Source organism: Marinomonas sp. G8-14 (assembly GCF_055808935.1).
In genome coordinates, this window is record NZ_CM147891.1 from 442,307 (window position 1) to 466,043 (window position 23,737).

The 23,737-nt window shown below is 43.8% G+C and carries 24 protein-coding genes and 2 pseudogenes; 9 read left to right on the plus strand and 17 right to left on the minus strand.

Annotated features, from left to right (window positions below):
• Positions 1–4: 4 nt before the first annotated feature.
• Together AC0L6V_RS02185 and leuS are read right to left on the minus strand one after the other, a co-directional pair.
• Positions 5–520 (minus strand): LPS-assembly lipoprotein LptE, encoded by a 516-nt coding sequence (locus tag AC0L6V_RS02185; RefSeq protein WP_265217154.1) that lies wholly within the window; start codon positions 518–520, stop codon positions 5–7.
• Between the two features lie 66 nt (positions 521–586).
• On the minus strand, positions 587–3,034 hold the full coding sequence (gene leuS, locus AC0L6V_RS02190; RefSeq protein ID WP_265217155.1) for a leucine--tRNA ligase: 2,448 nt from the start codon (positions 3,032–3,034) through the stop codon (positions 587–589).
• A 180-nt stretch (positions 3,035–3,214) separates the two neighbouring features.
• On the opposite strand from leuS, the gene AC0L6V_RS02195 reads away from it, so the two are divergent.
• A complete protein-coding gene (locus tag AC0L6V_RS02195) occupies positions 3,215–3,661 on the plus strand; it encodes a hypothetical protein (RefSeq protein ID WP_265217157.1) in 447 nt (148 codons plus the stop codon).
• A 133-nt stretch (positions 3,662–3,794) separates the two neighbouring features.
• Here AC0L6V_RS02195 and lnt read toward each other — a convergent pair whose 3' ends face one another.
• The 5 genes and pseudogenes from lnt to miaB all read right to left on the minus strand — a co-directional run bounded on the left by lnt (position 3,795) and on the right by miaB (position 9,151).
• On the minus strand, positions 3,795–5,360 hold the full coding sequence (lnt, locus tag AC0L6V_RS02200; RefSeq protein ID WP_265217159.1) for an apolipoprotein N-acyltransferase: 1,566 nt from the start codon (positions 5,358–5,360) through the stop codon (positions 3,795–3,797).
• Between the two features lie 7 nt (positions 5,361–5,367).
• Positions 5,368–6,240 (minus strand): HlyC/CorC family transporter, encoded by an 873-nt coding sequence (locus AC0L6V_RS02205; protein ID WP_265217161.1) that lies wholly within the window; start codon positions 6,238–6,240, stop codon positions 5,368–5,370.
• Positions 6,241–6,252: 12 nt separating this feature from the next.
• Positions 6,253–6,718: pseudogene (gene ybeY, locus AC0L6V_RS02210) on the minus strand (rRNA maturation RNase YbeY).
• Positions 6,719–6,720: 2 nt separating this feature from the next.
• Positions 6,721–7,767, minus strand: coding sequence for a PhoH family protein (locus tag AC0L6V_RS02215; RefSeq protein WP_265217163.1), 1,047 nt, complete (start codon positions 7,765–7,767; stop codon positions 6,721–6,723).
• Positions 7,768–7,795: 28 nt separating this feature from the next.
• Complete coding sequence (gene miaB, locus AC0L6V_RS02220) at positions 7,796–9,151, minus strand: tRNA (N6-isopentenyl adenosine(37)-C2)-methylthiotransferase MiaB (protein WP_265217164.1); 1,356 nt, start codon at positions 9,149–9,151, stop codon at positions 7,796–7,798.
• Between the two features lie 205 nt (positions 9,152–9,356).
• On the opposite strand from miaB, the gene AC0L6V_RS02225 reads away from it, so the two are divergent.
• Positions 9,357–9,614 (plus strand): hypothetical protein, encoded by a 258-nt coding sequence (locus AC0L6V_RS02225; protein ID WP_418138732.1) that lies wholly within the window; start codon positions 9,357–9,359, stop codon positions 9,612–9,614.
• A gap of 58 nt (positions 9,615–9,672) precedes the next feature.
• On the plus strand, positions 9,673–10,062 hold the full coding sequence (locus AC0L6V_RS02230; RefSeq protein ID WP_265217167.1) for a hypothetical protein: 390 nt from the start codon (positions 9,673–9,675) through the stop codon (positions 10,060–10,062).
• A gap of 15 nt (positions 10,063–10,077) precedes the next feature.
• On the opposite strand, the gene AC0L6V_RS02235 is transcribed toward AC0L6V_RS02230, so the two are convergent.
• Positions 10,078–11,034, minus strand: coding sequence for an OmpA family protein (locus tag AC0L6V_RS02235; protein WP_265217169.1), 957 nt, complete (start codon positions 11,032–11,034; stop codon positions 10,078–10,080).
• A 100-nt stretch (positions 11,035–11,134) separates the two neighbouring features.
• A complete protein-coding gene (locus AC0L6V_RS02240) occupies positions 11,135–11,593 on the minus strand; it encodes an EVE domain-containing protein (RefSeq protein WP_409419297.1) in 459 nt (152 codons plus the stop codon).
• Between the two features lie 281 nt (positions 11,594–11,874).
• Between AC0L6V_RS02240 and AC0L6V_RS02245 the strand changes: the two are divergent.
• From AC0L6V_RS02245 to AC0L6V_RS02265, 5 genes and pseudogenes are all read left to right on the plus strand, one after another.
• Positions 11,875–11,988, plus strand: a pseudogene (locus tag AC0L6V_RS02245) (phosphohydrolase); the annotation flags it as partial.
• A 24-nt stretch (positions 11,989–12,012) separates the two neighbouring features.
• Complete coding sequence (locus AC0L6V_RS02250; RefSeq protein WP_418138733.1) at positions 12,013–12,339, plus strand: hypothetical protein; 327 nt, start codon at positions 12,013–12,015, stop codon at positions 12,337–12,339.
• Positions 12,311–12,868 carry an HD-GYP domain-containing protein gene (locus AC0L6V_RS02255; protein WP_418138734.1) on the plus strand — a complete coding sequence of 186 codons (558 nt, stop codon included), beginning with the start codon at positions 12,311–12,313 and terminating at the stop codon, positions 12,866–12,868. Before AC0L6V_RS02250 ends, AC0L6V_RS02255 begins: the two co-directional genes overlap by 29 nt.
• Before the next feature lie 73 nt (positions 12,869–12,941).
• A complete protein-coding gene (locus tag AC0L6V_RS02260; protein ID WP_265217175.1) occupies positions 12,942–13,208 on the plus strand; it encodes an arginase family protein in 267 nt (88 codons plus the stop codon).
• A complete protein-coding gene (locus AC0L6V_RS02265; protein ID WP_265217177.1) occupies positions 13,156–13,866 on the plus strand; it encodes a histone deacetylase family protein in 711 nt (236 codons plus the stop codon). Before AC0L6V_RS02260 ends, AC0L6V_RS02265 begins: the two co-directional genes overlap by 53 nt.
• Before the next feature lie 14 nt (positions 13,867–13,880).
• On the opposite strand, the gene AC0L6V_RS02270 is transcribed toward AC0L6V_RS02265, so the two are convergent.
• On the minus strand, positions 13,881–14,456 hold the full coding sequence (locus AC0L6V_RS02270) for a DUF6151 family protein (RefSeq protein ID WP_265217179.1): 576 nt from the start codon (positions 14,454–14,456) through the stop codon (positions 13,881–13,883).
• A gap of 247 nt (positions 14,457–14,703) precedes the next feature.
• Between AC0L6V_RS02270 and AC0L6V_RS02275 the strand changes: the two genes are divergently transcribed.
• The gene (locus tag AC0L6V_RS02275; RefSeq protein WP_265217180.1) at positions 14,704–15,021 is read left to right on the plus strand and encodes a HigA family addiction module antitoxin; all 318 of its coding nucleotides are present in this window, start codon (positions 14,704–14,706) and stop codon (positions 15,019–15,021) included.
• 615 nt (positions 15,022–15,636) lie between these two features.
• Here AC0L6V_RS02275 and AC0L6V_RS02280 read toward each other — a convergent pair.
• From AC0L6V_RS02280 to rapA, 7 genes are all read right to left on the minus strand, one after another.
• Positions 15,637–16,251, minus strand: a complete 615-nt coding sequence (locus AC0L6V_RS02280) for a hypothetical protein (RefSeq protein ID WP_265217181.1) — start codon at positions 16,249–16,251, stop codon at positions 15,637–15,639.
• 119 nt (positions 16,252–16,370) lie between these two features.
• Positions 16,371–17,309, minus strand: a complete 939-nt coding sequence (locus tag AC0L6V_RS02285; protein ID WP_265217182.1) for a hypothetical protein — start codon at positions 17,307–17,309, stop codon at positions 16,371–16,373.
• Between the two features lie 269 nt (positions 17,310–17,578).
• Positions 17,579–18,598, minus strand: coding sequence for an IS110 family RNA-guided transposase (locus AC0L6V_RS02290; RefSeq protein WP_265217183.1), 1,020 nt, complete (start codon positions 18,596–18,598; stop codon positions 17,579–17,581).
• An 894-nt stretch (positions 18,599–19,492) separates the two neighbouring features.
• The gene (locus AC0L6V_RS02295) at positions 19,493–19,702 is read right to left on the minus strand and encodes an addiction module protein (RefSeq protein WP_265217185.1); all 210 of its coding nucleotides are present in this window, start codon (positions 19,700–19,702) and stop codon (positions 19,493–19,495) included.
• Positions 19,703–20,290: 588 nt separating this feature from the next.
• Positions 20,291–20,929 carry an RluA family pseudouridine synthase gene (locus AC0L6V_RS02300; RefSeq protein WP_418138735.1) on the minus strand — a complete coding sequence of 213 codons (639 nt, stop codon included), beginning with the start codon at positions 20,927–20,929 and terminating at the stop codon, positions 20,291–20,293.
• 18 nt (positions 20,930–20,947) lie between these two features.
• Positions 20,948–21,760, minus strand: coding sequence for a hypothetical protein (locus AC0L6V_RS02305; protein ID WP_418139062.1), 813 nt, complete (start codon positions 21,758–21,760; stop codon positions 20,948–20,950).
• Positions 21,690–23,720: an RNA polymerase-associated protein RapA gene (rapA, locus tag AC0L6V_RS02310; RefSeq protein WP_418138736.1), complete on the minus strand. Its 2,031-nt coding sequence runs from the start codon at positions 23,718–23,720 to the stop codon at positions 21,690–21,692. The genes AC0L6V_RS02305 and rapA overlap by 71 nt, the downstream gene beginning before the upstream one ends.
• Positions 23,721–23,737: the final 17 nt, after the last annotated feature.

The following is a 23,737-nucleotide window of genomic DNA, read 5'->3' on the forward strand; positions in this document are numbered from 1 at the left end:
ACGACTAAAATGGTGCATAAGTTAGGTCGTAAATTAGCTGCTTAGCAAGATCTTCACTCATGCTTTCTGCTTGTGCTTGGTTATAAGATATTTTAGCGCTTTCTTCGGCATTCTGATTCGTTAATGTCTTTGTCGTAGTAATAGTTCGTGGACCATAAACGGACTTTCCATCTGCTTGACGGATAAAGTAAGCACTGCTGAGACGACGTTGAATCTGTGAGACATCATTGTTTCCATCTCTAGCCAACTCAGTATCAGAAGTCGTGATTGAATTGATTTTTAAATCTAGTGTGTCTTTTGTTGCTTTGTTCTTGTCTAGGATCACGACATTCGCTTTACCCAACGCAATGCGCAATGCTCTATCAAAGCTGTCTGATCCACTTTCAGAAGTGAGGGTTAATACTTTAAGTTTGCTTGGGACACTGCCGTTTCCTCGAAGATGAAAGCCACAAGCGACAACGCTCATGGTGAGCAAGGCTAATAAAAATAAGCGAATGGTTTGTGTCAATGTGATCGTCATATTCGTGATCCCTGTAATCGAGTGAAAGCATAAGGGATGGCTATGCCATCCCTTATTGTGCTTGGATTAGTTGGCAACAATATTGACCAAGCGACCTGGAACGACAATGACTTTACGTACTGTTTTGCCTTCAAGATATTTAACAACACTTGGGTGAGCAAGCGCTTCCGCTTCAATCGTTTTGTTGTCAGCGTTGGCAGAAACCGTCAGTTCAGCACGTTTTTTACCTAAGACTTGCACGACAATGGTTAACTCATCTTTTATTAACGCATCTTCATCGAGCGTTGGCCATGGTGTATTAACGATATTGTCATCATGCCCTAATTCGCTCCATAACTGATGGGCAATGTGAGGCACGATTGGAGACAATAACAAGGTCGCCGCTTCTAACGCTTCTTGTTGTACTGCAAGACCCAGATCAGACGTGTCTTCGAATTTGCTAATGTCATTACAAAGTTCCATTACCGCTGCAATAGCAGTGTTAAACGTTTGGCGACGTTCGATATCGTCAGTGACTTTCTGGATGGTTTCATGCGCTTTACGGCGCAAAGCTTTTTGAGCACCATTCAATTCGGCAATGTTTAGTTCGGCCACTTTACCCGCATTGGTATGACGGTAACACAATGCCCATAAACGGCGTAGGAAGCGCGACGCGCCATCTACACCGGCGTCGTTCCACTCAAGAGATTGCTCTGGTGGTGCACTGAACATCATGAACAAACGAACGGTATCGGCACCGTATTTCTCAATCATTTCTTGAGGATCAACGGTGTTACCTTTGGATTTCGACATCTTGGTGCCGTCTTTGTTTACCATGCCTTGTGTGAGTAGACGTTTGAACGGTTCATCTGAATTCACAAGACCTGCATCACGTAGCAATTTATGGAAGAAACGTGAGTACAGCAAGTGAAGAATGGCGTGCTCAACCCCGCCTACGTATTGGTCAACAGGTAACCAGTAGTTGGCTTCTTCTGTCAGCATGGCATCGGTTGCTTCTGGGCAGCAGTAACGCGCAAAGTACCAAGATGACTCCATGAAGGTGTCAAAGGTATCTGTTTCACGTTCAGCTTCTTCACCATTAAAGATGATTGAAGAGAAGTCTGGGTTGTTTTTGATTGGCGAGTTCACGCCGTCCATTATTACGTCTGTTGGTAGTTCAACAGGCAGTTGATCCGCAGGAACAGGAACCACAGAACCGTCTTTTAGGTTGATGGTTGGGATAGGTGTACCCCAGTAACGTTGACGGCTGACACCCCAATCGCGTAGACGGTAGTTTACTTTCACTTCGCCTAATTTACGCTCAACCATCCAAGTTGAAATTGCATCGAAGGCTTGTTTGAAATCCAAACCATCAAACTCACCCGAGTTACATAGTATGCCTTTCTCTGTGTAAGCCGCTTTGTCTAGGTCGATAGCATCATCTCCCACTGGCTCAATCACTTGCTTAATCGGTAGACTGTATTTTTGTGCAAACTCAAAGTCGCGTTGGTCATGAGCAGGTACAGACATGACTGCGCCTGAACCATAATCCATCAACACGAAGTTTGCTGCGTAAACAGGTACAGCCTCACCCGTAATAGGGTGAATGGCTTTGAAGCCCGTATCCATGCCTTTCTTCTCAACCGTTGCCATGTCGGCTTCGGTGGTGGACATTTTTTTACTGTCTTCAATGAAGGCCGCAAGTTTTGCGTTATTTTGTGCTGCTTCTAGTGACAGTGGATGCTGTGTCGCTACTGCCACATAAGTCACGCCCATAATGGTGTCTGGGCGAGTGGTGTAAACCGATAGGCGATCAGCTTTGCCATCAACCGCAAAACTGAACTCTAGACCTTCAGAGCGGCCTATCCAGTTGCGTTGCATGGCTTTTACTTTTTCAGGCCAACCATCAAGTTGATCAAGATCGTTTAGCAGTTCTTCTGCGTAGTTGGTGATACGAATAAACCATTGAGAGATTTCTTTCTTCTCAACGGTTGTACCACAGCGCCAGCAGCAGCCTTCCTCTACTTGTTCGTTTGCGAGAACCGTTTGGTCTTCTGGGCACCAGTTCACTGCTGCGGTCTTTTTGTAGGCTAGGTCTTTTTCGACTAATTGCGTGAAGAACCACTGTTCCCATTTGTAATATTCTGGTGTGCAAGTAGCGATCTCGCGGTCCCAGTCATAACCAAAACCAAGTTCTTTCAGTTGGCCTTTCATGTAGGCGATGTTTTCTGTTGTCCACTTAGCAGGTGCGGTTTTATGTTTGATGGCCGCGTTTTCAGCAGGAAGACCGAAAGCGTCCCAACCCATTGGTTGCAGTACGTTTTTGCCTTGCATGCGTTGGTAGCGAGAAATCACATCGCCGATTGTATAGTTACGTACGTGACCCATATGCAGGCGGCCACTTGGGTAAGGGAACATAGACAGGCAGTAGAACTTCTCTTTGTTAGAGTCCGCGACAGCTTTGAAGACTTTGTTTTGGTCCCAAAAAGATTGAGCAGCTTGTTCGATTTGCTGCGGATTATATTGCTCTTGCATAATGTATTCTTATCCCGTGATCGACGTAAGGTTGGTAGACCTGTATTCTCTTTATTGTAAAGAGGGGTGTTATTATAGCGACATAGCACAAGATACCAGTGCTTTGACTAACAGAGTCTGAAAATATCCGCTATTTTATAGAGATGACGCTCTAATTAGAAGCTGCATAGAGGGGGAGTTATGAAATCTATGAAAAAAGATCCATCAAAAAGTGAAATCGATTCTAATTTGGTCGAAGAAGCACGCAAAACTTTGCTTGGAGCAAAAGATTGGTTTTTAGAAGACGTTGCGCTGATGAAAGCCTATTGGCATGACAAAATGGGCTATACCGAAGCTTGGATAGATGCAAATTGGCATTATGTGCTTGATGAAGGGCATGAGCTGGTCGAAGAGTTAGATGAAAAAGAAGATGCCGCCTTGCTATGGTTAATCAATCACGCTAACAACAATCCTGTACCACTTGAAGAGTGTCATGTGGTCGGCACTATGGTAGAGCCTGGCACTTATCACTGTATGTCTTGTGGGCACGATAATCTCATCGAAACTAAGCAAGCTTTGCAGCCTTGTGAAATTTGTCATTATGGTTTGATGTCGACCCATGATGATCAGACCAATAAAGCTGAGTAATTCATTGTTCCCAAGTGGTAATGCATACCATGAGCCTTGGTATTCAGGTCTTAAAATAAAAAATACTTGCGCCTGTTTCGCAAGATCCAAGCGTCAGCGTGAATCAAATACCAAGGTTCATTTCTTTTATTGGTTATCTATTTTTGCGGTTTAGAATTAAGCCGTTTAAATAGGTAAATACCACGCAAATTCCCAGCAGTAACAGTGTTGGCCAGTAGCCCCATTGCACATAAGGCGTATTGCCCGTAAACGCTTTGGCTTCTGCGGTTAATGTGGTTCTTTCAAATTGTGGTGCTTGAGCCACCACTTCGCCTTTCTCGTTAATAAAAGCGGTTACACCCGTGTTCGTCGCGCGGATAACATAACGACCCGCTTCTTTTGCTCTAAATTGTGCAATTTGCAAATGCTGCCAAGGACCAAAAGAGGTACCAAACCAACCATCGTTACTAATGGTAATTAAGAAATCACTGTCCCTTACCATGCGTCTTACTTGTTCCGCGTAAACAATTTCATAACAAATAAAGGGGGCGACTCCCCATTCGCCAACTTGCAGTACAGGCTGGTTTTCATCACCTGACTTAAAGCTCGACATGGGCATGCCGAAGACATCGAGGATCGGACCTATGTATTCTGCAAAGGGGATATATTCGCCGAAGGGGACCAGTCTGCGTTTGTAATATAGGCCAAAGCCATTGCCGGTTGCCCATATGGCATTATAGTAGTTCTGTTTATCAGCACTGACGTCCGGAATGCCAGTGATTAGTGTCGTGTTCGTGTTTTCCAGTTCTTTGCTGAAGGAAGCAAAGTAGGGTTTTATTTGAGGGTAGGTGTAGGTAATGGCTGTTTCAGGCCAGACGACCAGCTCGCTGTCCAAATGCTCAATGGTGGCTTGCTGATAATAGGCAAGAGATTGTCCAGCCGATTGTGCTAACCATTTTTCATCTTGTTTTACATTACCCTGTACTAACGTGGTTTTGAGTGTGCCGGTTTGTTGCACCCATGAAATAGGCGCATAGTGTAAAAAAGCCGCTCCGCCCCAGATGATAATCACGACCAGAATCAGGCTAGGTTGATTGTTTTGTCTCATTAATAAACTGGCAATAACGCTGGCGGTGAGTACCACACAAGCACTCGTTAGCCAGATGCCACCAATGGGCAAAAGCTCAAACAGCCAAGTGTTTTCTATTGCGTAGCCTGGTAGTAACCAAGGGAAGCCGGTAAAAAGCGAGCTTCTCGCCATCTCGCCCAAAAGCAGTCCAAGGGTAATCCACAGGCTGCTTGGTATTTGCGAAAAGCGCCGACTCAATCGCCAAGATGCCCAAGCGGAAAAGGCCCAGAAAGTCACTAATATTGAGATGAAAGCAAACGTAATAAGCCCTGCGATAATGCTGCCAACCTGACCATACTCGGCAATACTAACGTAGACCCAAGAGACGCCTGCACCAAAGAAGCCTAATCCGACAGCGCTGCCTCGCCAGAAAGCGGCTTTTGACGTGGTACTGGTTAACATCAGAAGGCTGAAGACGATTAAGCTGATGAAATAGCCAGGCCAAAAATGAAATGGCGCAAAACTGGTGACACCTAGTGCACCAGCAATGATGGCAATAACGCCAATGACAATGGGAGGAAGTTGAGACAATTTTGCGCTAAAACGAGGCTCCCACCCCGTTTTGATATTGGTAAAGTCGGGGTGAGGCATGGTCATATCAATCTGATAGGTTGGTGTTTAAAGTGGGTTTGGTTACTTGAATGGTCTTGATGCGACGGCCATCTGATTTAACCACGCGAAAATGAAAGTCATTAAATAACAATTCTTCATCACGTAACGGAACGTGACCAAATTGTTGCACCAATATGCCGCCAATGGTATCGAATTCTTCTTCATTCAGTTCGACTTTGAAGAACTCATTAAAGTCTTCAACAGGGCACAATGCCGGTACCAGATACACGCCTGGTTCAGCGGTTACTTGTATACCTTCGTCATCGAGCTTGTCTGTTTCATCTTCAATTTCGCCAACGATTTGTTCAAGCACGTCTTCTATGGTGACTAGGCCAGAAACGCTGCCGTATTCGTCTAGTACCAATGCCATGTGATAGCGCTTGGTGCGGAAATCATTGAGCAGAACGTTTAGACGTTTGCTTTCTGGAATAAAGTTAGCTGGGCGAAGACGCGCCAAAATGTCTTCTATAGTGACGACACCATCTTTGAATAATAAAGGCAATAAGTCTTTGGCCAGTAAGACGCCGAGAATTTCATCCGAGTCCTCACCAACGACAGGGAATCTTGAATGTGAGGATTCTATAATTTTACGGATAGACGTTTTAGGGTCATCTTCGGACTTGATAACCACCATTTGCGAAGGCGGAATCATAATGTCACGCGCTTGCACTTCCGACACCTCTAGCGCACCTTCAACAATAGTGAAGGCATCGCGATCAATAATGTCGGATTTTACAGCGGCTTCTAGAAGTTTAACGATATCGCCACGACTACGCGGTTCATCATTAAATGCTTGGGTTAAGCGTTCAAACCAAGATTTTTGTTGATCGTTGGATAAGCTCGATCGGTCATCACTCATTAGGGTATTAGCTCACTCTTTAATCAAATAAGGGTCGGAAATCGATAAGGAAGCCAGTAGCTTTGTTTCTATCGATTCCATTTCATCTGCTTCATCGTCATTTATATGATCATAGCCGCGTAAATGCAAGATCCCATGAATAGTCATATGTGCCCAATGATGCAGTAATTCTTTATTTTGTTCTTCTGCCTCTTTTGCCACAATTTGCGTACAGATCACTAAATCGCCTAATAGCGGTAATTCAGTGCCAGTGCGGCGCTTCGAATGGGAAGGACAGCACATTGGTTGGTTTGTCCTTGCCACGATATTCGTGATTCAATGCGTGACTTTCCTCTTCATCAACGATACGAATAGTCACTTCAAACTCTTCATCTGAGTCAGGTAGGGCTTTTTCAACCCACAACCTAAAATCCGCCTCGCTGGGTAAGCGAGCGGTGTCTTCTGTGGCAATTTGTAGGTCAAGTTCTAGGTGCGCCATTATTATTTACTACCTGCAGATTGTTCTGCTTGTGCGGTTAAACGAGCTTCAGAGCGGGCTTTTTTCTCCGCTTCGACTTCTACATCAAATTTGTCATAGGCTTCGACAATACGCTGAACCAATGGGTGACGAACCACGTCAGACGAGCTAAATAAAGTCATACTGATGCCACTTACGTCTTTTAAAACGTGCATAGCTTGTGCTAATCCAGATGTGGTGCCGCGCGGCAAATCTACCTGTGTCGTGTCGCCTGTAATAACGGCTGTTGAGCCAAAACCAATCCGCGTCAAAAACATCTTCATCTGCTCGCGTGTGGTGTTTTGGCTTTCATCTAGAATGATGAAGGCATTGTTTAAGGTACGGCCACGCATAAAGGCAAGCGGAGCAATTTCTATGACGTTTTTTTCGATCAGCTTATCAACCAGCTCAAAGCCAAGCATTTCGTACAAAGCATCATAAAGCGGGCGTAGGTATGGATCGATTTTCTGTGATAAATCACCTGGTAGAAATCCAAGTTTCTCGCCGGCTTCTACCGCAGGACGGACAAGCATGATGCGTTCAACTCGATCCGCTTCTAAGGCTTCAACGGCACAAGCAACGGCTAGATAGGTTTTACCCGTACCAGCAGGGCCGATGCCGAAATTGATATCGTGTTTACGGATTTGTTTGACGTAACCTTGCTGGTTTTTACCCTTGGGTTTGATAAAAGCCTTGCGGGTTTTTATCACCAGCTGATCTGTATTCTCTCTTTTGCTGTTAGTGAGTGATTCAATCGCCGACTCTTGCAGATAGAGGTGAATGGTTTCAGGCGTGATGTCATTACTCGCTAACGCTTCCCTGTAAAGGTTCTGAAGCAGCGTTTTAGTAGCCGCCACATGATCAGAATTGTTGCCAGTAATGTCAAAGAGTTCGGCGCGATATTTAATAGTCACATCCAGTCTTTTTTCGATTAACTTGATGTTCTCGTCGAGTTGTCCACATAGCCCAACCAAAGCGTTGGCTTCGGCTGGGGCTAAACGGATTTGCTGAGTTGTCTGTGTGGTTTCCAAGAGTTACCTTTGTTATTGAAGTACGCTTTTATTGTAGTACAAAATCGGAGTCGAGTTCGGAGCTGACCAACTCACCTAATAGAGAGTTAGGGTAAGCATCCGTGATGACGACATCAGCGAATTTACCAATCAGTTGTGGATCGAACGCACGGAAATTAACAATCCGATTGTTTTCTGTTCGACCTTGAAGTTGTCCAGGATCGCGAGGTGAATAGCCGCTGATCAATATGCGTTGTATCTCACCAACCATGGACAAACTAATGTCATAGGCCTGTTGGCTAATACGACGCTGCAAAATGGACAAGCGTTCTTTTTTCACGTCTTCCGGCGTGTCATCTTCTAGATTCGACGCAGGCGTACCAGGACGTTGGCTGTAAACAAAACTGAACGAGTGATCAAAACCGATCTCTTGAATTAAATTCATCGTATCGACAAAGTCTTCATCCGTTTCACCAGGAAAGCCAATAATAAAGTCAGAGGACAAACTAATACCGGGTCGAGCTTCTTTTATGCGGTTAATCTTGTCAATGTAATATTGACGATCATGGCCACGTTTCATTGCACTCAGTATGTTGTCGGCACCACTCTGCACTGGTAGGTGTAAGTGACTTACTAGTTTCCGTTCGTTTCGGAAAGCCTCAATTAAGCTATCGCTAAACTCCACTGGATGAGAGGTTGTAAAGCGGATACGCTCGATGCCATCAATTTGTGCTACAGCATGAATGATGTCAGCAAGATCGGCTTCGTCCCCTTCGGCAGTATCTCCTCGGTAGGCGTTAACGTTTTGCCCAAGTAAATGGATCTCACGTACGCCTTGTTCAGCAAGCTGCATTACTTCTTTCAATATGCTATCGAAAGGACGACTGACTTCTTCTCCGCGAGTGTAAGGTACCACACAGAAAGTGCAATATTTACTACAGCCTTCCATAATTGAAACAAACGCTTCTGCGCCATCAACACGAGGCGCGGGTAAGTGGTCAAACTTTTCGATTTCAGGGAAGGTGACATCCGTGATTGGGATGTGTTTTCCTGCCGCATTGACCATCTCAGGTAATTTATGCAGCGTCTGAGGGCCAAAAATCATATCTACATGTTTGGCACGTTTTCGAATCGCATCGCCTTCTTGGCTTGCGACACAACCACCAACACCGATGACAAGATTCGGGTTCTTTTGCTTGAGCTTTTTCCAACGTCCTAACTGGTGATAAACCTTGTCTTGGGCTTTTTCACGAATAGAACAAGTGTTAAGCAGCAAAACGTCTGCTTCTTCTGCATTGTCTGTGAGTTCCATATCATGGCTTTCGCCAAGTAAATCTGCCATACGAGAGGAATCGTATTCGTTCATTTGACAGCCATGAGTTTGGATAAAAAGTTTTTTTGCCATGTAACGTATTAACCTAAAATGTGTTCGTCTAATCGACTTTGATACTATTATATTGGGCTTTGCTCTCGAATCACAGGGGTGTTCTCAATTCCCTGTCATTTAAAGTAAAAAGTCTGTCGAAATAGCGACTTCTTTTTCTGACTGGAGCTTTTGCTCAAGACCCGTCACAATAGTCTTACAATTTGCAATTCAGTGTGGATGTGTTTTGAACTTATTTTCTCGTTTTTTTCTTTCGTCTTTGCTATTGAGTACTGTTGTTCAGGCAAAAGACACGGCTACTTCTGATAAAGATTCGCCTAACTTTGTTTTTGGTTTAGGGTATGGGCTTTTGGATCAAAAATCATTATTGAACATTGATTTTAAAGTGAATATTCCTATTAGTGAGCATGTCTCCACGCAAGTGCTGTTGAACAGTAATTACTTAATTACGGGACTCATCGAGGGACAGTTTTGCTCAGTCTGAGCTTTCCTCAAATTGGTTTTTGCATAATGGTTATGGCCGATTGGGATTGGGAATTGGCGTGTCAGAGTTAGACCCTATGGACGATGAGCTTGAAGGACAGCGTGATGTCATTGGGCAATTTATTGGTGAAGCGTTTATGGGGGCATTCTCTTTGACGACCAACTATATCTCAACAGACACGACATTGAGCAACATCACCAGTTCTCGAATTGGATTGAGCTACTACATTAATGAAGATCTACGAACGTCTTTGTATCGAGAAAAATACAATGTGGATGACATCGGCTGGCGTTTTGAGACCCACTTTCAGCCGAAGAAGTATCAACAAATGGGCAGTGTGGGGGTTATAGCAAGGACAGGAAAAGACTACGATTATCTAGGCATGGTGGTGCAATACTATTTCGATTATGCTGTCTCTTTGAAGCAGCGTGAGCGGGAGTTTCATTAATACAGATAATATTTATTAGTTTCGATCAACACTCCATATAGTCCATTTAGGTAATAAGGTTTCTGTTGTTGATTTGAACGGTGCGACAACCTTAAGAGTCACTCGACGGTTCTTTTGTCTGCCTTCAAGAGTGCGGTTTGAGGCAATAGGATAGGCTTCTCCATGGCCTAGTGTTTTTAGCCTTTCTTGTGGAATGTTATACTCAGTGCGAAGAATATCTGCTACTTTATTGGCTCGTTTGGTTGATAATAGGGTGTTTTGATGCAGGCTACCTGTACTGTCTGTATAACCATCTATAAGTACTAGGGCGTTAGGGTTGTCTCGTAATTGCTGTCCTACGTCTTTTAATAATGAGTAATCCTCTTTGCTTATATTGTCACGATTCATTCTAAATCGGATGGTTGCTTCCAAATTCTTGCTTTGCAAAGGTTTGACAATTTCACCACTAACTCGACGATTAAGTAATCGATCACTGTCTGTTTCATTTGACGCTATAGGTCGATTTGAGCCGTAACCAAAGGCTCTAATGCGATCTGGTGAAATATTGAAAACGGATGTTAATGCCGTTGCGATAGCTTGAGCGCGTTTTTGTGAAAGGGTAAGGTTAAATTGAGCTGTGCCAATGTTGTCCGTATGACCTTCTAATAGCACCAGTGTTTCTGGGTTGTCTTGTAAGAGTGAAGCAAGACTATGAAGCGATGAGTGAAATTCGTCTTTAAGACGATAGCTGCCTATTTCAAATTGCGCTGCAAAGTTAAAACGAAAATATTCAAGCTTAGTCAGCGGACAGCCATCATTATCGACATCTGTCCCTTGTGGCGTATTTGAGCATAAATCTCTGACATCAATAACACCATCTTTGTCTAAGTCTTTTAATGACTCAATCAAAGTTGGATACAATATCTGCCCCGTCGCCAGACTGCTACCTAAGGTAAAATAAATAATAGCTGTTCGTGTAATGGTGGAGATCATTCTTATTGTACTTGCTGCATGATGTACGTTCCTTCCAATCATGCATTAGCGGATGATTCACTACTGGTGATAAGTCGCTATTTGGCCCGCTAATGGACGTTTATTTTTTTAGCATGGTGATAATGTATTCCCACTCGTTTTTAGTGATTGGCATGACGGAAAGGCGGCTGCCTTTCTTAGTTAATAGCATATCGGCAAGCGCTGGACTTTGCTTTAATGCTGCTAAGGTTAAAATGGAAGACCATTTCTCAACAAACGTTACATCAACCATCACCCATTTAGGGTTAGACTCAGTAGACTTGCTATCAAAGTAAGTATGGGTTGGGTCCCAACTAGTATGATCTGGATAGGCTTCCTTACTTATTTTAGCTATACCGGCGATACCAGGAGGGGAGCAGCTTGAATGGTAAAAAAACACCAAATCGTCTTTCTTCATTTCTTTCATAAAGTTTCGAGCTTGGTAATTTCTAACACCATCCCATGGGGATGTTTTTAACCGTTTCAGATCGTCTATTGAAAACGTATCTGGTTCTGATTTCATTAACCAGTAATTTGACATAGGAACCTCGACAGCGCCACAGAAAACACTACACAAAGAAACATTCTATGTGTTCATGCTTACAATAATTCTATCTACAATAAGAATAGTAATGCCATGAGACTACAGAATGACTTGACCGGCCTCAATGTTTTTTAGGCCAATAGTGCCCAGTAATGGAAGATAAAGAATGAGCCATTTTGCTTGTAAAGCGTTTTCAGCGTTAGAGAAAGAGGCTCAAGGATGATTTATTAGAGTGCTATGTAGAGGCACAGCAAGAAATTGAAGAAACCATCAATAGTATTGAAGGGGATGGCTTTTCATTTGATAAATTAGACAAACTCTTTCGTTCGTTACACAGCATGAAGGGGAACTGCTCGGTATGTTTTCTTGACCCTTTAGTTGGGGTGCTCCATAAGCTAGAAGAAATCGTTGACGGTATGCGCGGTGGGTACATTCAATATCATCCCTATTTGGGGGAATTGATTATTGTCGTTATTGAAAAAGTTTACGATTTACTGCAACAGATTTATCGTTCTCATGTGGCAGAAAGTGCTTTGCGCGACGAATTGCAGCTCGGTTTAGATAATATTTACTCTGAAGAAGATGACAGTAAACGACCAGAAATGGCGGCAGCGTTATTGCATAAAAGCCATCAAATAGTAGAAGCGGCAAAGGAAGAGCCAGTAGCCGCGACATCGGTGATAGTGAAAGTTGACTTCACGGAGCAGCAAAAACATGACATCGAGCCTCTTTGTTGGTTTTAGTCAAAAGCTCAATCGTTTGCTGGGCTATTCAGCTGAACGCAGTGAGCGTATTCTCAAGCTTTGCCAGTTAATTAACGTCGAATGTAAAAAGCCAGTCGATCCTGCGCAACTGAGTGCTGCGGCCTATATGCATAATATGGGGATGGCAGTGATACTAAATTGCAAAGACGATGAAGAAGCAAAACGTCAAGCTGAACATAATCATCCTATGGTGGGCGCCAAGTTATTGGCCAAACATAAAGGATGGGAAGAGGCGGTTGAGATGGTCAAAACCCATAAAGAACGTTTTGATGGTACGGGGTTTCCTGAAGGTTTGGTTGGCTCATTGATCCCGCAAGGGGCTTTTATTTTGTCCATGGCGGTGATGTTTATTGACGCTGTTTGGGGAAAATCGGGTAGTGAATACAATAAAAGTGCCATGCGAGCTGTGCAGATGGTGAATTTTGAAAGTGGTAAAGGTTTTCCTCCACATCTTGTTGAGTCTTTTAATAGTGCGATTCGTAAAGTACTTGTTGCCAAGAGCAAATAGTAAAAGGAAGTAGCCTAATATTAGTTCCCCTTGTTAGCATGAGCCTTTTCCAGAATGTTAAGTTGTTTGTTTTATGAAGGCCGCCTTGTTACCGCTTGTTTTCCATCCCCATTACAGTATCCCATTTCCTGCCGGGCATCGTTTCCCAATGGCGAAGTTTGGCTTGCTTGCAGAGACGTTGAGAGCACAGGGGATTTTAACGGACAGAAACGAGCATACGCCCGCCCCCTTGTCGCTTAAAGTGCTCATGGCAGCCCATGACAAAGAATATGTGCAGCGTTTTATTCGTGGGGAGCCTCAGCAAACAGGAGGAAAAAGACATTGGTTTACCTTGGTCTGAATGGCTAGTTGAACGAACCTTACGTGCGGTTTCCGGCACCATACTCACCAGCGAACTCGCATTCCAACATGGCTTAGCCTGCCACCTTGCGGGAGGCACGCATCACGCCCATCCTACTCATGGATCGGGATTTTGCATCTTCAATGATCTAGCCGTCGCAGCACTTGCTATGATCGAATCGGGCAGGGCGAAGAAAATACTCATCCTAGACTGCGACGTACACCAAGGCGACGGCACTATTGCTTTCTTCAAAGACAGACACGACATTGTTCCCGTTTCTTGGCATTGCGAAGAAAACTACCCGTCCATCAAACAAATCGACGGCATTAATATTGCCATCCCCAAAGGTGCCAATGACGAAGAATACTTATCCATTCTGAAAAGTACCTTGCCTATGATATTGGCGGAACATCAGCCAGATTTTATCTTCTACGACGCGGGCGTCGATGTCCATCAAGACGACCGACTCGGCTACGTTAATCTCACCGATCAAGGTATTTTAGAGCGAGATAAATACGTCATCGAAACCTGCGTCGGTCTTAAACTCCCCACTGCTTGTGTCATTGGTGGCGGTTACGACAGACAGGAAGAGAGAGTCGCATGGCGCCATAGTTTGCTACATCAAGCAGCGAATCAGGTCTGGCAGGAATATTTTTGATGGGTTTACGTCTTTTACCGCTTTTTCTCAAGGACATGAGGTACGCAAATTGGCGTGCCATCTTCATTGAAAAATGCTGACGGCTTGCTGAAACCTTTTAATTTCCATGTAAGGATTTTTGTCACCATTCGAAAGTTAATGTTGAGAGGGGATGCTTTGAGATCCTCGGGAATGGGCGATTTAGCAAACTGACTAAAAACATATCCTCTGCTTTTTCCAAAATCCACATCTTGTGTTTGTGAGTTGTCCATAAAGCTATGAATTACCCCAATAAATGGCCCACCGGCGCCAAGTGTATTGCCAATGGGTGTATTGCAACAACTTGCATACCAGCGATGCAAACCTTTAGCAGTAAGCCTTAGGCAAGCAATCTGCGACTTTCCTTCCGTGATCGTAAGAGACGACATAGGGGTTTGAAAAATATCTGTTCCACCGTACTGATCTAAAACACTCTCACCTTGTTCCAGATAATGAGCAAATGCTTGGCAGTCATGGCAACAACAAATAATCCGAGTACCAGTCCTTGAACTGACGGAAGAGATCTTTCCTCTAACTGTTCCACACGCGCACTTTAAATTTACGTCAGACATGGGGCAAAGCCTCCTTACTATGAAAAAGCATCGTTCAAAGTTTAGCAGCGTTTTTGGATGTTAAAAGGGGGGGCAGACTTCTTTAATTAGGTTTGAGTCATTTAGCCTGACTAGACTAATCTTTTGAGTAGTTTCGCACAGCAATACTGTGCGATATGATTTGTGTATTGATGCACAGTAAGGCAGTGCGAATGTCATTAGAGTTTAAACACCTACTTGACCCGCACAAATATTGAGGTACCAACAAATGCGTAAAACAAAACGTCGCCCAGTTAGCGTTGGTGAAATACTTAAAATTGAGTTTCTAGAACCGATGAACATTACCTCCAAAGCGTTGGCAGATGCCATGGGTGTGCATCGTAATACCGTCAGCAGCCTTATTAACGGTGGTGTGTTAACCGCACCAATCGCAATAAAGCTAGCAGCTGCCTTTGGCAATACACCAGAATTTTGGTTAAACATTCAACACGCCGTCGATCTTTGGGATGCACGAAACCGCTACCAAGAAGAAGCGAAACTGGTAAAGCCTTTGGTGGTGGGTAAGAAAGAAGAATTGCATGCATAACAAGTTATATATTTATCCCTTATATCTAGTTTTTTAGCCCTTGATATGAAAAGTGTGATTCGTTAATCCAGAAGGTCAGTCTAACTACTCAGTCTTCGTTTGTTTACGACCAGCTGCTTTGATAACTGCTATATCAATAGGCTTAATTTCTCTATTTATCCTGCTGTTCAGTCAGAGTGATGGTTTTTTGATACATGCTCATAATGGTTGCTTCCAGTAAAGTAGGGTATAGCAATATCACACCAATTTGCTTGCATTGAACTTAGATAAGCGTAGTGATTGTTGTTGGGGGGAATGTAACGCTTGTGTGAGTGATAAAGCCAATCCCTTGATTTTATTGGGTTACAGAGATGGGTGGCTTGTTAACTACTTGAATATCGAAAAAACCTCCCAGTTTCGCCTTACCTAATTTGTCATTAAGGCTATGAATTGCATAAGTTAAACAACGTGTCCAAAGATGGACTTAAACAATGCGTGTGATAAAGCCTGAAAACTCTTTCACTCGCAGGAATTACTGCTTTCATTTTTTCTCCAAAATTTAACTAGTTACATAACCGCCCGCAGCGCGGGCAAAATTGTAACACAGCGGAAATTTTGTCCCATTGCCTGCGATTGTTAGACATTGCCCTGATTCCAAAGGTAAATATCCAAAACACGTTCACGAAACCAACGCTCAGAAATCATATCCTCGACTTCGTCCTGCCTAATTTTTGGCCGGACAGAATATGACAATACATTCTTCAACTTCGAGCATGCTTCTACAATCTGTTCTTCGCATTCAGAGTACCGTTCAGAAAAGGCATCATTGAAAGCACTAAAGTCGCCGCTCTCGGTTTGCAGTGCAATACGGGCTTGCTTATCGTAAATCCGAATCGGGCTTTTAACCTTGAGCCATAAAAACTTCGTAGTTAACGAAAGAACGCTTCTGCCTCCATATTGACCTGAGATTCGTTCTCGTGCCTGGTTCACTAAATTGGTTACATTACTTACACTAACCTCATCAATACCATCAAGCACCTCAAGTACAGGCTGATATCTCGGGAAGCTTTTTTCTTTTTCGTACTTTGTAGGTAAATTGCGCGCGACACGGAAATGACCACCGGCTTTAGCAAGCGCCAACCTCTGTGTATCTCTGTCGGGTGATGCAAGCATCTCACAATAGCTCTTTTCTTTTTCTAACCATTGATTTAGGAACTGGAGAGCACAAAAATCAAATGTTCGCTTTGTCACGCAATCTCCTTAAATGTCTAACGCCCCAATCAGAGGCAATAAAATAGCTGGTTAAAATTAGCGAAAAAGGAGCAATAACCAGCTGTTTTTTGTCCTTTGAATTGGCTTGTTAGGCAACATTAAAACCCAAAGAAAACTTTGCGCTCAGAGTCGTTATGCAAATCATGTTTTGATATATGGTACTGTTTCGGTTTTACAGATTCTGAAAACAGCTTAAATGGTAGTTCGTCGATACAGATTTGAGCAAAAACAGCTAAGATGTCTTTTTCATAGCACTCTTGAAGTACTTTTAGATTGGTAGATGGGAAGCTGTTTTTGAACTCCTTATTATATTTCGGCGAAAAGTATTTAATCATAGCGGCCTCAAAGAGAGAAACTTGCTCCGCCTCGGTTGTTCCATGTAATTTATCTAAACCAGCTTTTATTCGCCCATCTTCGTCACCAGTAATTTGGGAGTTAGGTGTGAGTGCAGTAATTAATCGATTACTAGGTTCAACTTCTAAAAGCAACAAAGACAGTTTGTAACCATCAGGTATACCTTTTAGTGAAATTTTTTGAAGAGTCTCATGTTTAACTAGTCGATCTAACGCATTTCGAGAGCCGTTTTTTCCATAAGCCTGACCAATATACTTTACCTCAAATTGTATCCCCAAAGGCTGTGAGTTAAGCATTTTGACTATTTCATTATCACCGAACCAGAAGCGTTCTCCACTTGGTTTAAGGAAATAATGTAGCTCATCTTCTTCGACAAATGTCATACCTTCCGGCATCGGACCAATACTCAACTGTCTTGGCTCATTTGCAACAAGAAAATCAAGAACCATGGTATTGTCAACTTGTTTTGCGCCAGTAAAGTCTATTCGAGGTTGATAGCCAATAAAATAAATATGACAGCTCTCAATCACTTTTTGAAACTGAGCAAGCTTCTCTTTTTCATATATATACTCAGCTGGAAGATGAACAAAGCTGCTAGCATACAAGTCCATTGCATGTTCAACTCCAAATTTATAACCACCTAACTCTTTACCTGACATAACAACCTTTTCAAATTTATTCATAGTTCGCCGATGTTGCCTAACATCTATGGACACCCCGATTTTTGCAAGTAAAATCAAGATCTAACAAGAACAGTTTTGCAGCCATCTATTCGGATTTTTCGTAAAGCTTTTTTAGCTTTTATCCATGATGAACTCCGCTGACTTGGTTCTAATCATTTTGGCGTTTTCAACGAAACGATGTTAGTCCCAGAATTTCCAAGTCACGGTCTTACCTATCTTGTCATCACTCTTTTTTACTAAGCAAAACTTGATGTATCACTCTTTTAAATTTAGACCGTTTGAGCCTGATATTTTTGATCTCGTGCAAGTATCGCCCAAACAACTCTTACCAATTTGTTGGCTAATGCCACAATGACTTTGTTTTTATGCATTCTGTTTAACAGGTTTGTAATCCACTCATAATAAGGTTTTCCCGGTTTACTATGTCTTATAACCGCCCTAGCACCATGAATAAACATTCGCCTTAAATACGAATCGCCTCGTTTACTAATACCTAGTAAAAGTGACTTTCCTCCACTTGAGTGTTGGCTCGGCACCAAACCCAACCAAGCAGATAGTTGACGACCAGAATCAAATTCTCTTGCATCACCAATACTTGCCACTAACGCTGATGAGGTTAATCGACCAACACCTGGAATTTCTCTAATAGCCTGACATTGGCGACTTTCTTGGCTCGCTCTATCAATTTGTGTATCTAAGCCATCTAGGTATTTCTCTAAATCCATTAATCTAGATTGCATTGACTTAATATGATTACACAACATCTTAGGAAGACAATCTTCAACTAAGGCAAAATCCTCTCTAAACCATATCTGTAAACGAAACCTTCCTGCTGGGATACTGACACCAAACTCCTGCAAACTTGCCCTAATTCTATTAATTAAAGCCGTTCGGTCTCGTACAACACCATCTCGTTCTCGATGGAGTAAAAGCAAAGCTTGCTGCTCCTCACTTTTAACAGAAACGAAACGCATATTTGGTCGGCTAACCGCTTCACAAATGGCTTCGGCATCCGCTGCATCATTCTTATTCGTTTTAACATAAGGCTTTACATATTGTGGTGGCATCAACTTCACAGTATGGCCTAGTTTACCTATCTCTCTAGCCCAATAATGGGAGCTACCGCACGCTTCCATTCCAATCAAACATGACTCTATATTACTTAAGAAACGAAGAAGCTGATTGCGACGTAGCATTTTATTAAACAGTTTTTTTCCAGCTCGATTAAAAGCGCATATCTGAAAAACTGATTTGGCTAAATCAATACCAATTGTATGAATCGTATCCATAACGTCCTCCTTTTAAACTGACCTACTCAGTATAGAAGGGGGTGTCCATTTCATTATTTTAATAGTCCGCATGCGTATCTACACAGTTTTAAAAACGGATAAAAACCTTTGCAAAGTACGGTGTTTATACCGATTTTATGCGTTATCCACACTTTTCATCACTGGAAATCCGAGCTTGCGGGTTATGTCTTTTATCCACAGCGGGTTATTTCCGCTGGTGATAATCTTATTCGTTGATACTAAAAGACTTTCTGATTCGCTACCAGTGCAAACGGGCTAAATTATGATTATTATTTACACAATCCAAGCGAAAAATTGGCAATCGTAAAAATAGACTGTATATCTGTCTAGTTTCTTATTAGCTATTCATAAGGCACAAGCGATGTGTAGATGGATTCTGCGGATTATGAAAGCTTCGCTTTCAGCGGCGGATTGCGGTCGTACCTCCCTTATCACGCCCTACGAGTAGCTACTATAACGTCAGTTCGACGCGACGAAGTTGCGCGACTTTATGGCGTTTCAGAGTCATTCCAAAATATCCTTTCGCACATCAACAAAACCAATCTATGCTGCTCATCTGGCCTACGGTATTGGATTTAACTATTGGTAAGTCTATGTTCAATGCTTTTGGGATTCTGGCGATTATCTAATACGGCTAAAATCAAGACTTGATCGTCTATAACTTGGTAGTAGATTGAAAAAGGAAAGCTGCGGGCAAGAACTCGGAATCTGCCATTAATGTTAGGATGAATACCTGCGAAAAATCGCAACCGTTCAATATCTAACATCAAACTGTCAACACAATATTGACCAAGTGCCGTATTTATTTTTGTATAGAATTGCTTCGCATTGAGCAATTTTTTTCGGCCGATGGCGTAAAGAAAATGTTAAATATCACGATTTAAGTCTTGCTCGTACCTCTTCAAAACTGCGCCATTTTTCAGTTTTATTAAGCTCATGCTTGCGAGTTTCTAATTCTTGCAGGTGCCATTTGGGTGAGTCAAATTCAGCTTGGTTCTGAGCCAATGCACTCATTACGGCTTCCATTAATTCAATTTGCCCGTCGAGTGGTAGTTCTGCGATTTTTTTCGTGTCAATCAACATACCAAGCTCCTTTGTTCGGTTTCTTGAAAATAAGTATACCTGTATTCACAAAATAATCATTTCCTCTTTTTCACTCGCTTCTTTCAGCTAAAAGCCATTGAGAGGAAATAAACACACTTGAAGACCCAAAGAGCACCCCATCCTCCGCCTTCCCCTTGGAAAAGACAAAAGGGGAAGGGACTTGGTGATCAGTAGTCGTTACCTTCTGTGCTTGTCCCTCAACATTATCGGCTTCTATGAAGAAGTCAGTTCGACGCGACGAAGTTGCGCGACTTTATGGAGTTTCAGAGTCAGTTAAAAATAGGCTTTCTAAAAGCATCAAAAACAATCTATGCCTTACTGCCCTAGAGCGTCGGTAAAGCTATTCTTCGATGACAAAAATCAGGCATTAAAGATCTTAAAGAGACCTTTTGGTTACTTTTGCGGATCTGGGCAAAAGTTACCCGCTCAGCAGAGCGGAAAAAAGCTCCTTGCTCAAAGCATTTGAATGGAACGTGAATTCCGTGTCGGGCTAAAGCCGCGACCTACCGAGCTTGATTCCCGCTTTCGCGGGAAGGGCGTTGCTTGGATTCTAGCGAGGGGCGGAATCTAGAAAGGACAAGCCGCGACAAACGCCACCCAGGCGTTTGTAAACGGGTGCCTAAATTCCAGCCGGTAGGCGTGGAGTAGCAGGCGAGGATCGCGCTGATATTCTGGGTCGTAGAATTCGTCGCCAATAATGGAGTGTCCAAGGCTTTGCATGTGGACACGCAGTTGGTGAGAACGGCCAGTAAAGGGTACGAGTCGAACACGAGTAGTGTTGTCTTCGTAAGCCATTTTTTCCCAGTAGGTGACGGAATCTTTGCTCCATTCGTCGGTGCAGATGATTTGTCTGGGTCGGTTGGGCCAGTCGCAGCGCAGTGGTTTTCGCACTTCGCCTTTTTCACCCAAAAGATGACCGCGCAGTAGGGCGCGGTATTCTTTTTGGACTTCGCGTTCACGAAAATGCGCGTACATGCGTTTTTGGCATTCGTGGGTTTTCGCTACGAGGATTAAGCCTGACGTGGCTTCGTCCAAGCGGTGAATCGCAAAGGCTTCGCCAAATAAACATTCTGCTCGATGCAAGATAGAATCGAGCTTATCTGTGCCTCGACCGGGCACAGATAAGCAATTAGCAGGTTTGTTTATGACGGCAAACCATTCATCTTCGTACAATATCTCTAAGCGAGATAGCTCTAAACTCGGCACAACATCCTGCACAGGGTGTTATTCAGGCTTAGTGGTTAAGATGATACGAATCGCATCCAAGCGGATTTGGTGCTCGTCGATGCGCGTCAAACCTTCTTGCATGTTGATTTCAAGCCGTTCGATATCTTCGTCGCGAATGGTGTCGTTGAAGGCTTTTAACTCCACTAACCGTTCGATTTCATTCTGGCAACGATGTTGGTAAGACGTTTTCGCGGCCTGAACGATAGGACGTGCTTGATCTTGGGCTTTCAGTTGGTGAGCTTGCAGCACTTCGATCAAGGTTTTGCGCAAGGCGGCTACCCATTGTTCCGCGACGCGGTTTGGCACACCTTTGAGTTTCTCCGCCCATTTATCAGCGGTAAATTGCTGGTGGAGGAATTTGCCATTGGAGTCTGATAGCTGCCACATTGGGGTCATTGGTAGGGATTGCGCCAATTTCAAACGTGGGTGGGCAGTCGCTTCGATGACAAACATGCTTTCTACCAAAACGGTGCCTTCTGGTAATGCTGCGATAGGCAGGATAGCAGAGGTAAGTTTGCCAGAGTCAAAGCCTTGCACTTCGTCCATGAGCATGGTGATTAACGGGTGTTCCCAAGTTGCGAACGCTACGTCTTCACGCTGGCTGGCTTGACGGCGATCGAGCATAAGCATTTTGCCTTCTTCTTCGATGCCAGGAAGTGCTTCTAGCATCATGTCGGTAGAAGGACGTATGAACCAAGCTGCACGCTCTGGATCGTCGTTGATGCAGTCTGCGTAAATATTAAAGGCGTGAGTCACTTGCTCTATGTAGTGATGTAAGCCTTTTGTTGCTTGGTGGTTGATTTGATCGATTAATGCACGAGCTTGTTCTGGTCGGCACGAGGCTCATTTCTAGTAAACGGTTACGACCTTCTTCCATCTGCTTTAGCAGTGCTTCGTGGTAAATACGGGCTTCACTCAACAAATCCGTATCATCATCTTGGCCGTGCAAATAGGCATGTAGGCTGTCACCAAAGGCTTCTTCGACCTTGTCGCCAGAGCCGGTGGTACGACAAAAGGCGTTTAACGCATGGTGATACCAGTTAAACAAGCGTTCTTGTACACTTTGTTTGATATAAGGTACGTGGATTTGTACGTCGTTCAATTGACCTAAACGGTCCAAACGACCAATGCGCTGTTCAAGTAAATCTGGGTGTTCTGGTAGATCGTACATGACGATGTGATGGCTGAATTGGAAGTTGCGACCCTCACTACCAATCTCAGAGCATACAAGTATTTGTGCACCGTCTTCGTCGGCGAAATAAGCCGCAGCACGGTCACGGTGAATCAGTGGCATTTGCTCGTGGAAATCGGCACTTTGGAAGCCGGCAAAAGTCAGTTGATCGTTTAGCCATTGTGCCATGTCGGCGGTATGACAAATCACTAGAACCTTGTCAGCTTGGCATTCGAGGAACTCTTTTAACCATACCCAGCGTGGATCTTTTTCCCATAAACCATCAGCGACTTCGGTTTCTGGTTGCACATGACGATCAGCGGATTCGAAGTATTCATTGTTGTCTAATGGATAAGAATGCAGGTAACGGTTTGGGAAACCACCCACAGCCGCGCGGGTGTTACGGAACATTTCACGGCCTGTGCCATGGCGGTCAATTAACCAGCTAATGGCTTCTTTAGCTGCCTGCGTTTGCTCAGCCCCTGTTTTGGTGGTGAGTGTTTGGAACCATTCTTTGGCATTCACTTCTTTTAAGTAAGAGCTGAAGGCATTGTTCCAATCAAGTGCTTCTGGTGAGCTGTTTTCTTGGCTAAACGGTAGCAATGCTTCGGCCAATTCTGCTGCTTGTTTGAATTCTTGTTGCTGGGCTTGGTAGTGGTCGAAATCATGGTAATGATCCGCATCCAATAGCTGCAGACGAGAGAAGTGTTCGCGCTCGCCCGTTTGTTCCGGCGTCGCACTAAGCAATAAGATCGATTCTGTTTTGGCGGCTAAACGCGCCACGACTTGATAGCCAATGCTAGGTGTTTCTGGATGCCAAGCAAGGTGGTGGGCTTCGTCGACAATGACCATATCCCATTCCGCATCCAACATGTGTTGAGTGGCTTTTGGGTGTTGGCTCGCCCAATCGATTGGTGAGATCACAAACGGTTGTTGTTCAAACGGGTTGTCGTCGCCTTCGATGAAGTCTTCGTACACGGATTCGTTGATCAGTGAGAAAGGCTGGTGAAAGCGACGCAGCATTTCAACCAACCACTGATGTTGCAGGTTGGTTGGTGTCAGAATAAGTACGCGCTTGCACAGGCCATTTAGTAAGCGTTGATGCAAGATTAAGCCGGCTTCTAGGGTTTTACCCATACCCACTTCATCACATAAAAGGGCGCGCGCTTTCGGGCGGTTGGCGATGTCATGCGCCAGATAAATCTGGTGTGGCAGAAGTTCTGCTTTTAAGCCCATCAAACCGCGTACTGGTGATGCGGCATTGGCTGCTTGGTGTTCGAGGGTATGACGACGCAAGTCAAACCACATGCGGCGAGCGGGCGACAATGCCAATAATGAATCTAGCTCGTTTTTGTCGTTACGTGGAAATTGAATAACCGATTCTTCTAACCAATCGTCGTCTTCGCTGATGCGGTATTCGATCAGGTCGTTAATTTCTTCTACTTCCAAAACAGTGAAGGTTTCATCCTGGAAGTGCAGTTGATCGCCGACGGTTAAGGTGCGTCGAACAAGACTGGTCTGGTCATTTGAGTATTGACGATCCGCTTCCGCATCTGGGAAGTGCAAGGTAAAAGACTTATTTTGTGTGTCTACTATCATGCCTACGCCGAGATCAG

Coding starts and splice junctions, on each gene's coding strand:
- AC0L6V_RS02185 (WP_265217154.1), bottom strand. CDS start 520: ATGACGATCACATTGACACAAACCATTCGCTTATTTTTATTAGCCTTG.
- leuS (WP_265217155.1), bottom strand. CDS start 3,034: ATGCAAGAGCAATATAATCCGCAGCAAATCGAACAAGCTGCTCAATCT.
- AC0L6V_RS02195 (WP_265217157.1), top strand. CDS start 3,215: ATGAAATCTATGAAAAAAGATCCATCAAAAAGTGAAATCGATTCTAAT.
- lnt (WP_265217159.1), bottom strand. CDS start 5,360: ATGCCTCACCCCGACTTTACCAATATCAAAACGGGGTGGGAGCCTCGT.
- AC0L6V_RS02205 (WP_265217161.1), bottom strand. CDS start 6,240: ATGAGTGATGACCGATCGAGCTTATCCAACGATCAACAAAAATCTTGG.
- miaB (WP_265217164.1), bottom strand. CDS start 9,151: ATGGCAAAAAAACTTTTTATCCAAACTCATGGCTGTCAAATGAACGAA.
- AC0L6V_RS02235 (WP_265217169.1), bottom strand. CDS start 11,034: ATGATCTCCACCATTACACGAACAGCTATTATTTATTTTACCTTAGGT.
- AC0L6V_RS02240 (WP_409419297.1), bottom strand. CDS start 11,593: ATGTCAAATTACTGGTTAATGAAATCAGAACCAGATACGTTTTCAATA.
- AC0L6V_RS02250 (WP_418138733.1), top strand. CDS start 12,013: ATGCGCGGTGGGTACATTCAATATCATCCCTATTTGGGGGAATTGATT.
- AC0L6V_RS02255 (WP_418138734.1), top strand. CDS start 12,311: ATGACATCGAGCCTCTTTGTTGGTTTTAGTCAAAAGCTCAATCGTTTG.
- AC0L6V_RS02260 (WP_265217175.1), top strand. CDS start 12,942: ATGAAGGCCGCCTTGTTACCGCTTGTTTTCCATCCCCATTACAGTATC.
- AC0L6V_RS02270 (WP_265217179.1), bottom strand. CDS start 14,456: ATGTCTGACGTAAATTTAAAGTGCGCGTGTGGAACAGTTAGAGGAAAG.
- AC0L6V_RS02275 (WP_265217180.1), top strand. CDS start 14,704: ATGCGTAAAACAAAACGTCGCCCAGTTAGCGTTGGTGAAATACTTAAA.
- AC0L6V_RS02285 (WP_265217182.1), bottom strand. CDS start 17,309: ATGAATAAATTTGAAAAGGTTGTTATGTCAGGTAAAGAGTTAGGTGGT.
- AC0L6V_RS02290 (WP_265217183.1), bottom strand. CDS start 18,598: ATGGATACGATTCATACAATTGGTATTGATTTAGCCAAATCAGTTTTT.
- AC0L6V_RS02295 (WP_265217185.1), bottom strand. CDS start 19,702: ATGTTGATTGACACGAAAAAAATCGCAGAACTACCACTCGACGGGCAA.
- rapA (WP_418138736.1), bottom strand. CDS start 23,720: ATGATAGTAGACACACAAAATAAGTCTTTTACCTTGCACTTCCCAGAT.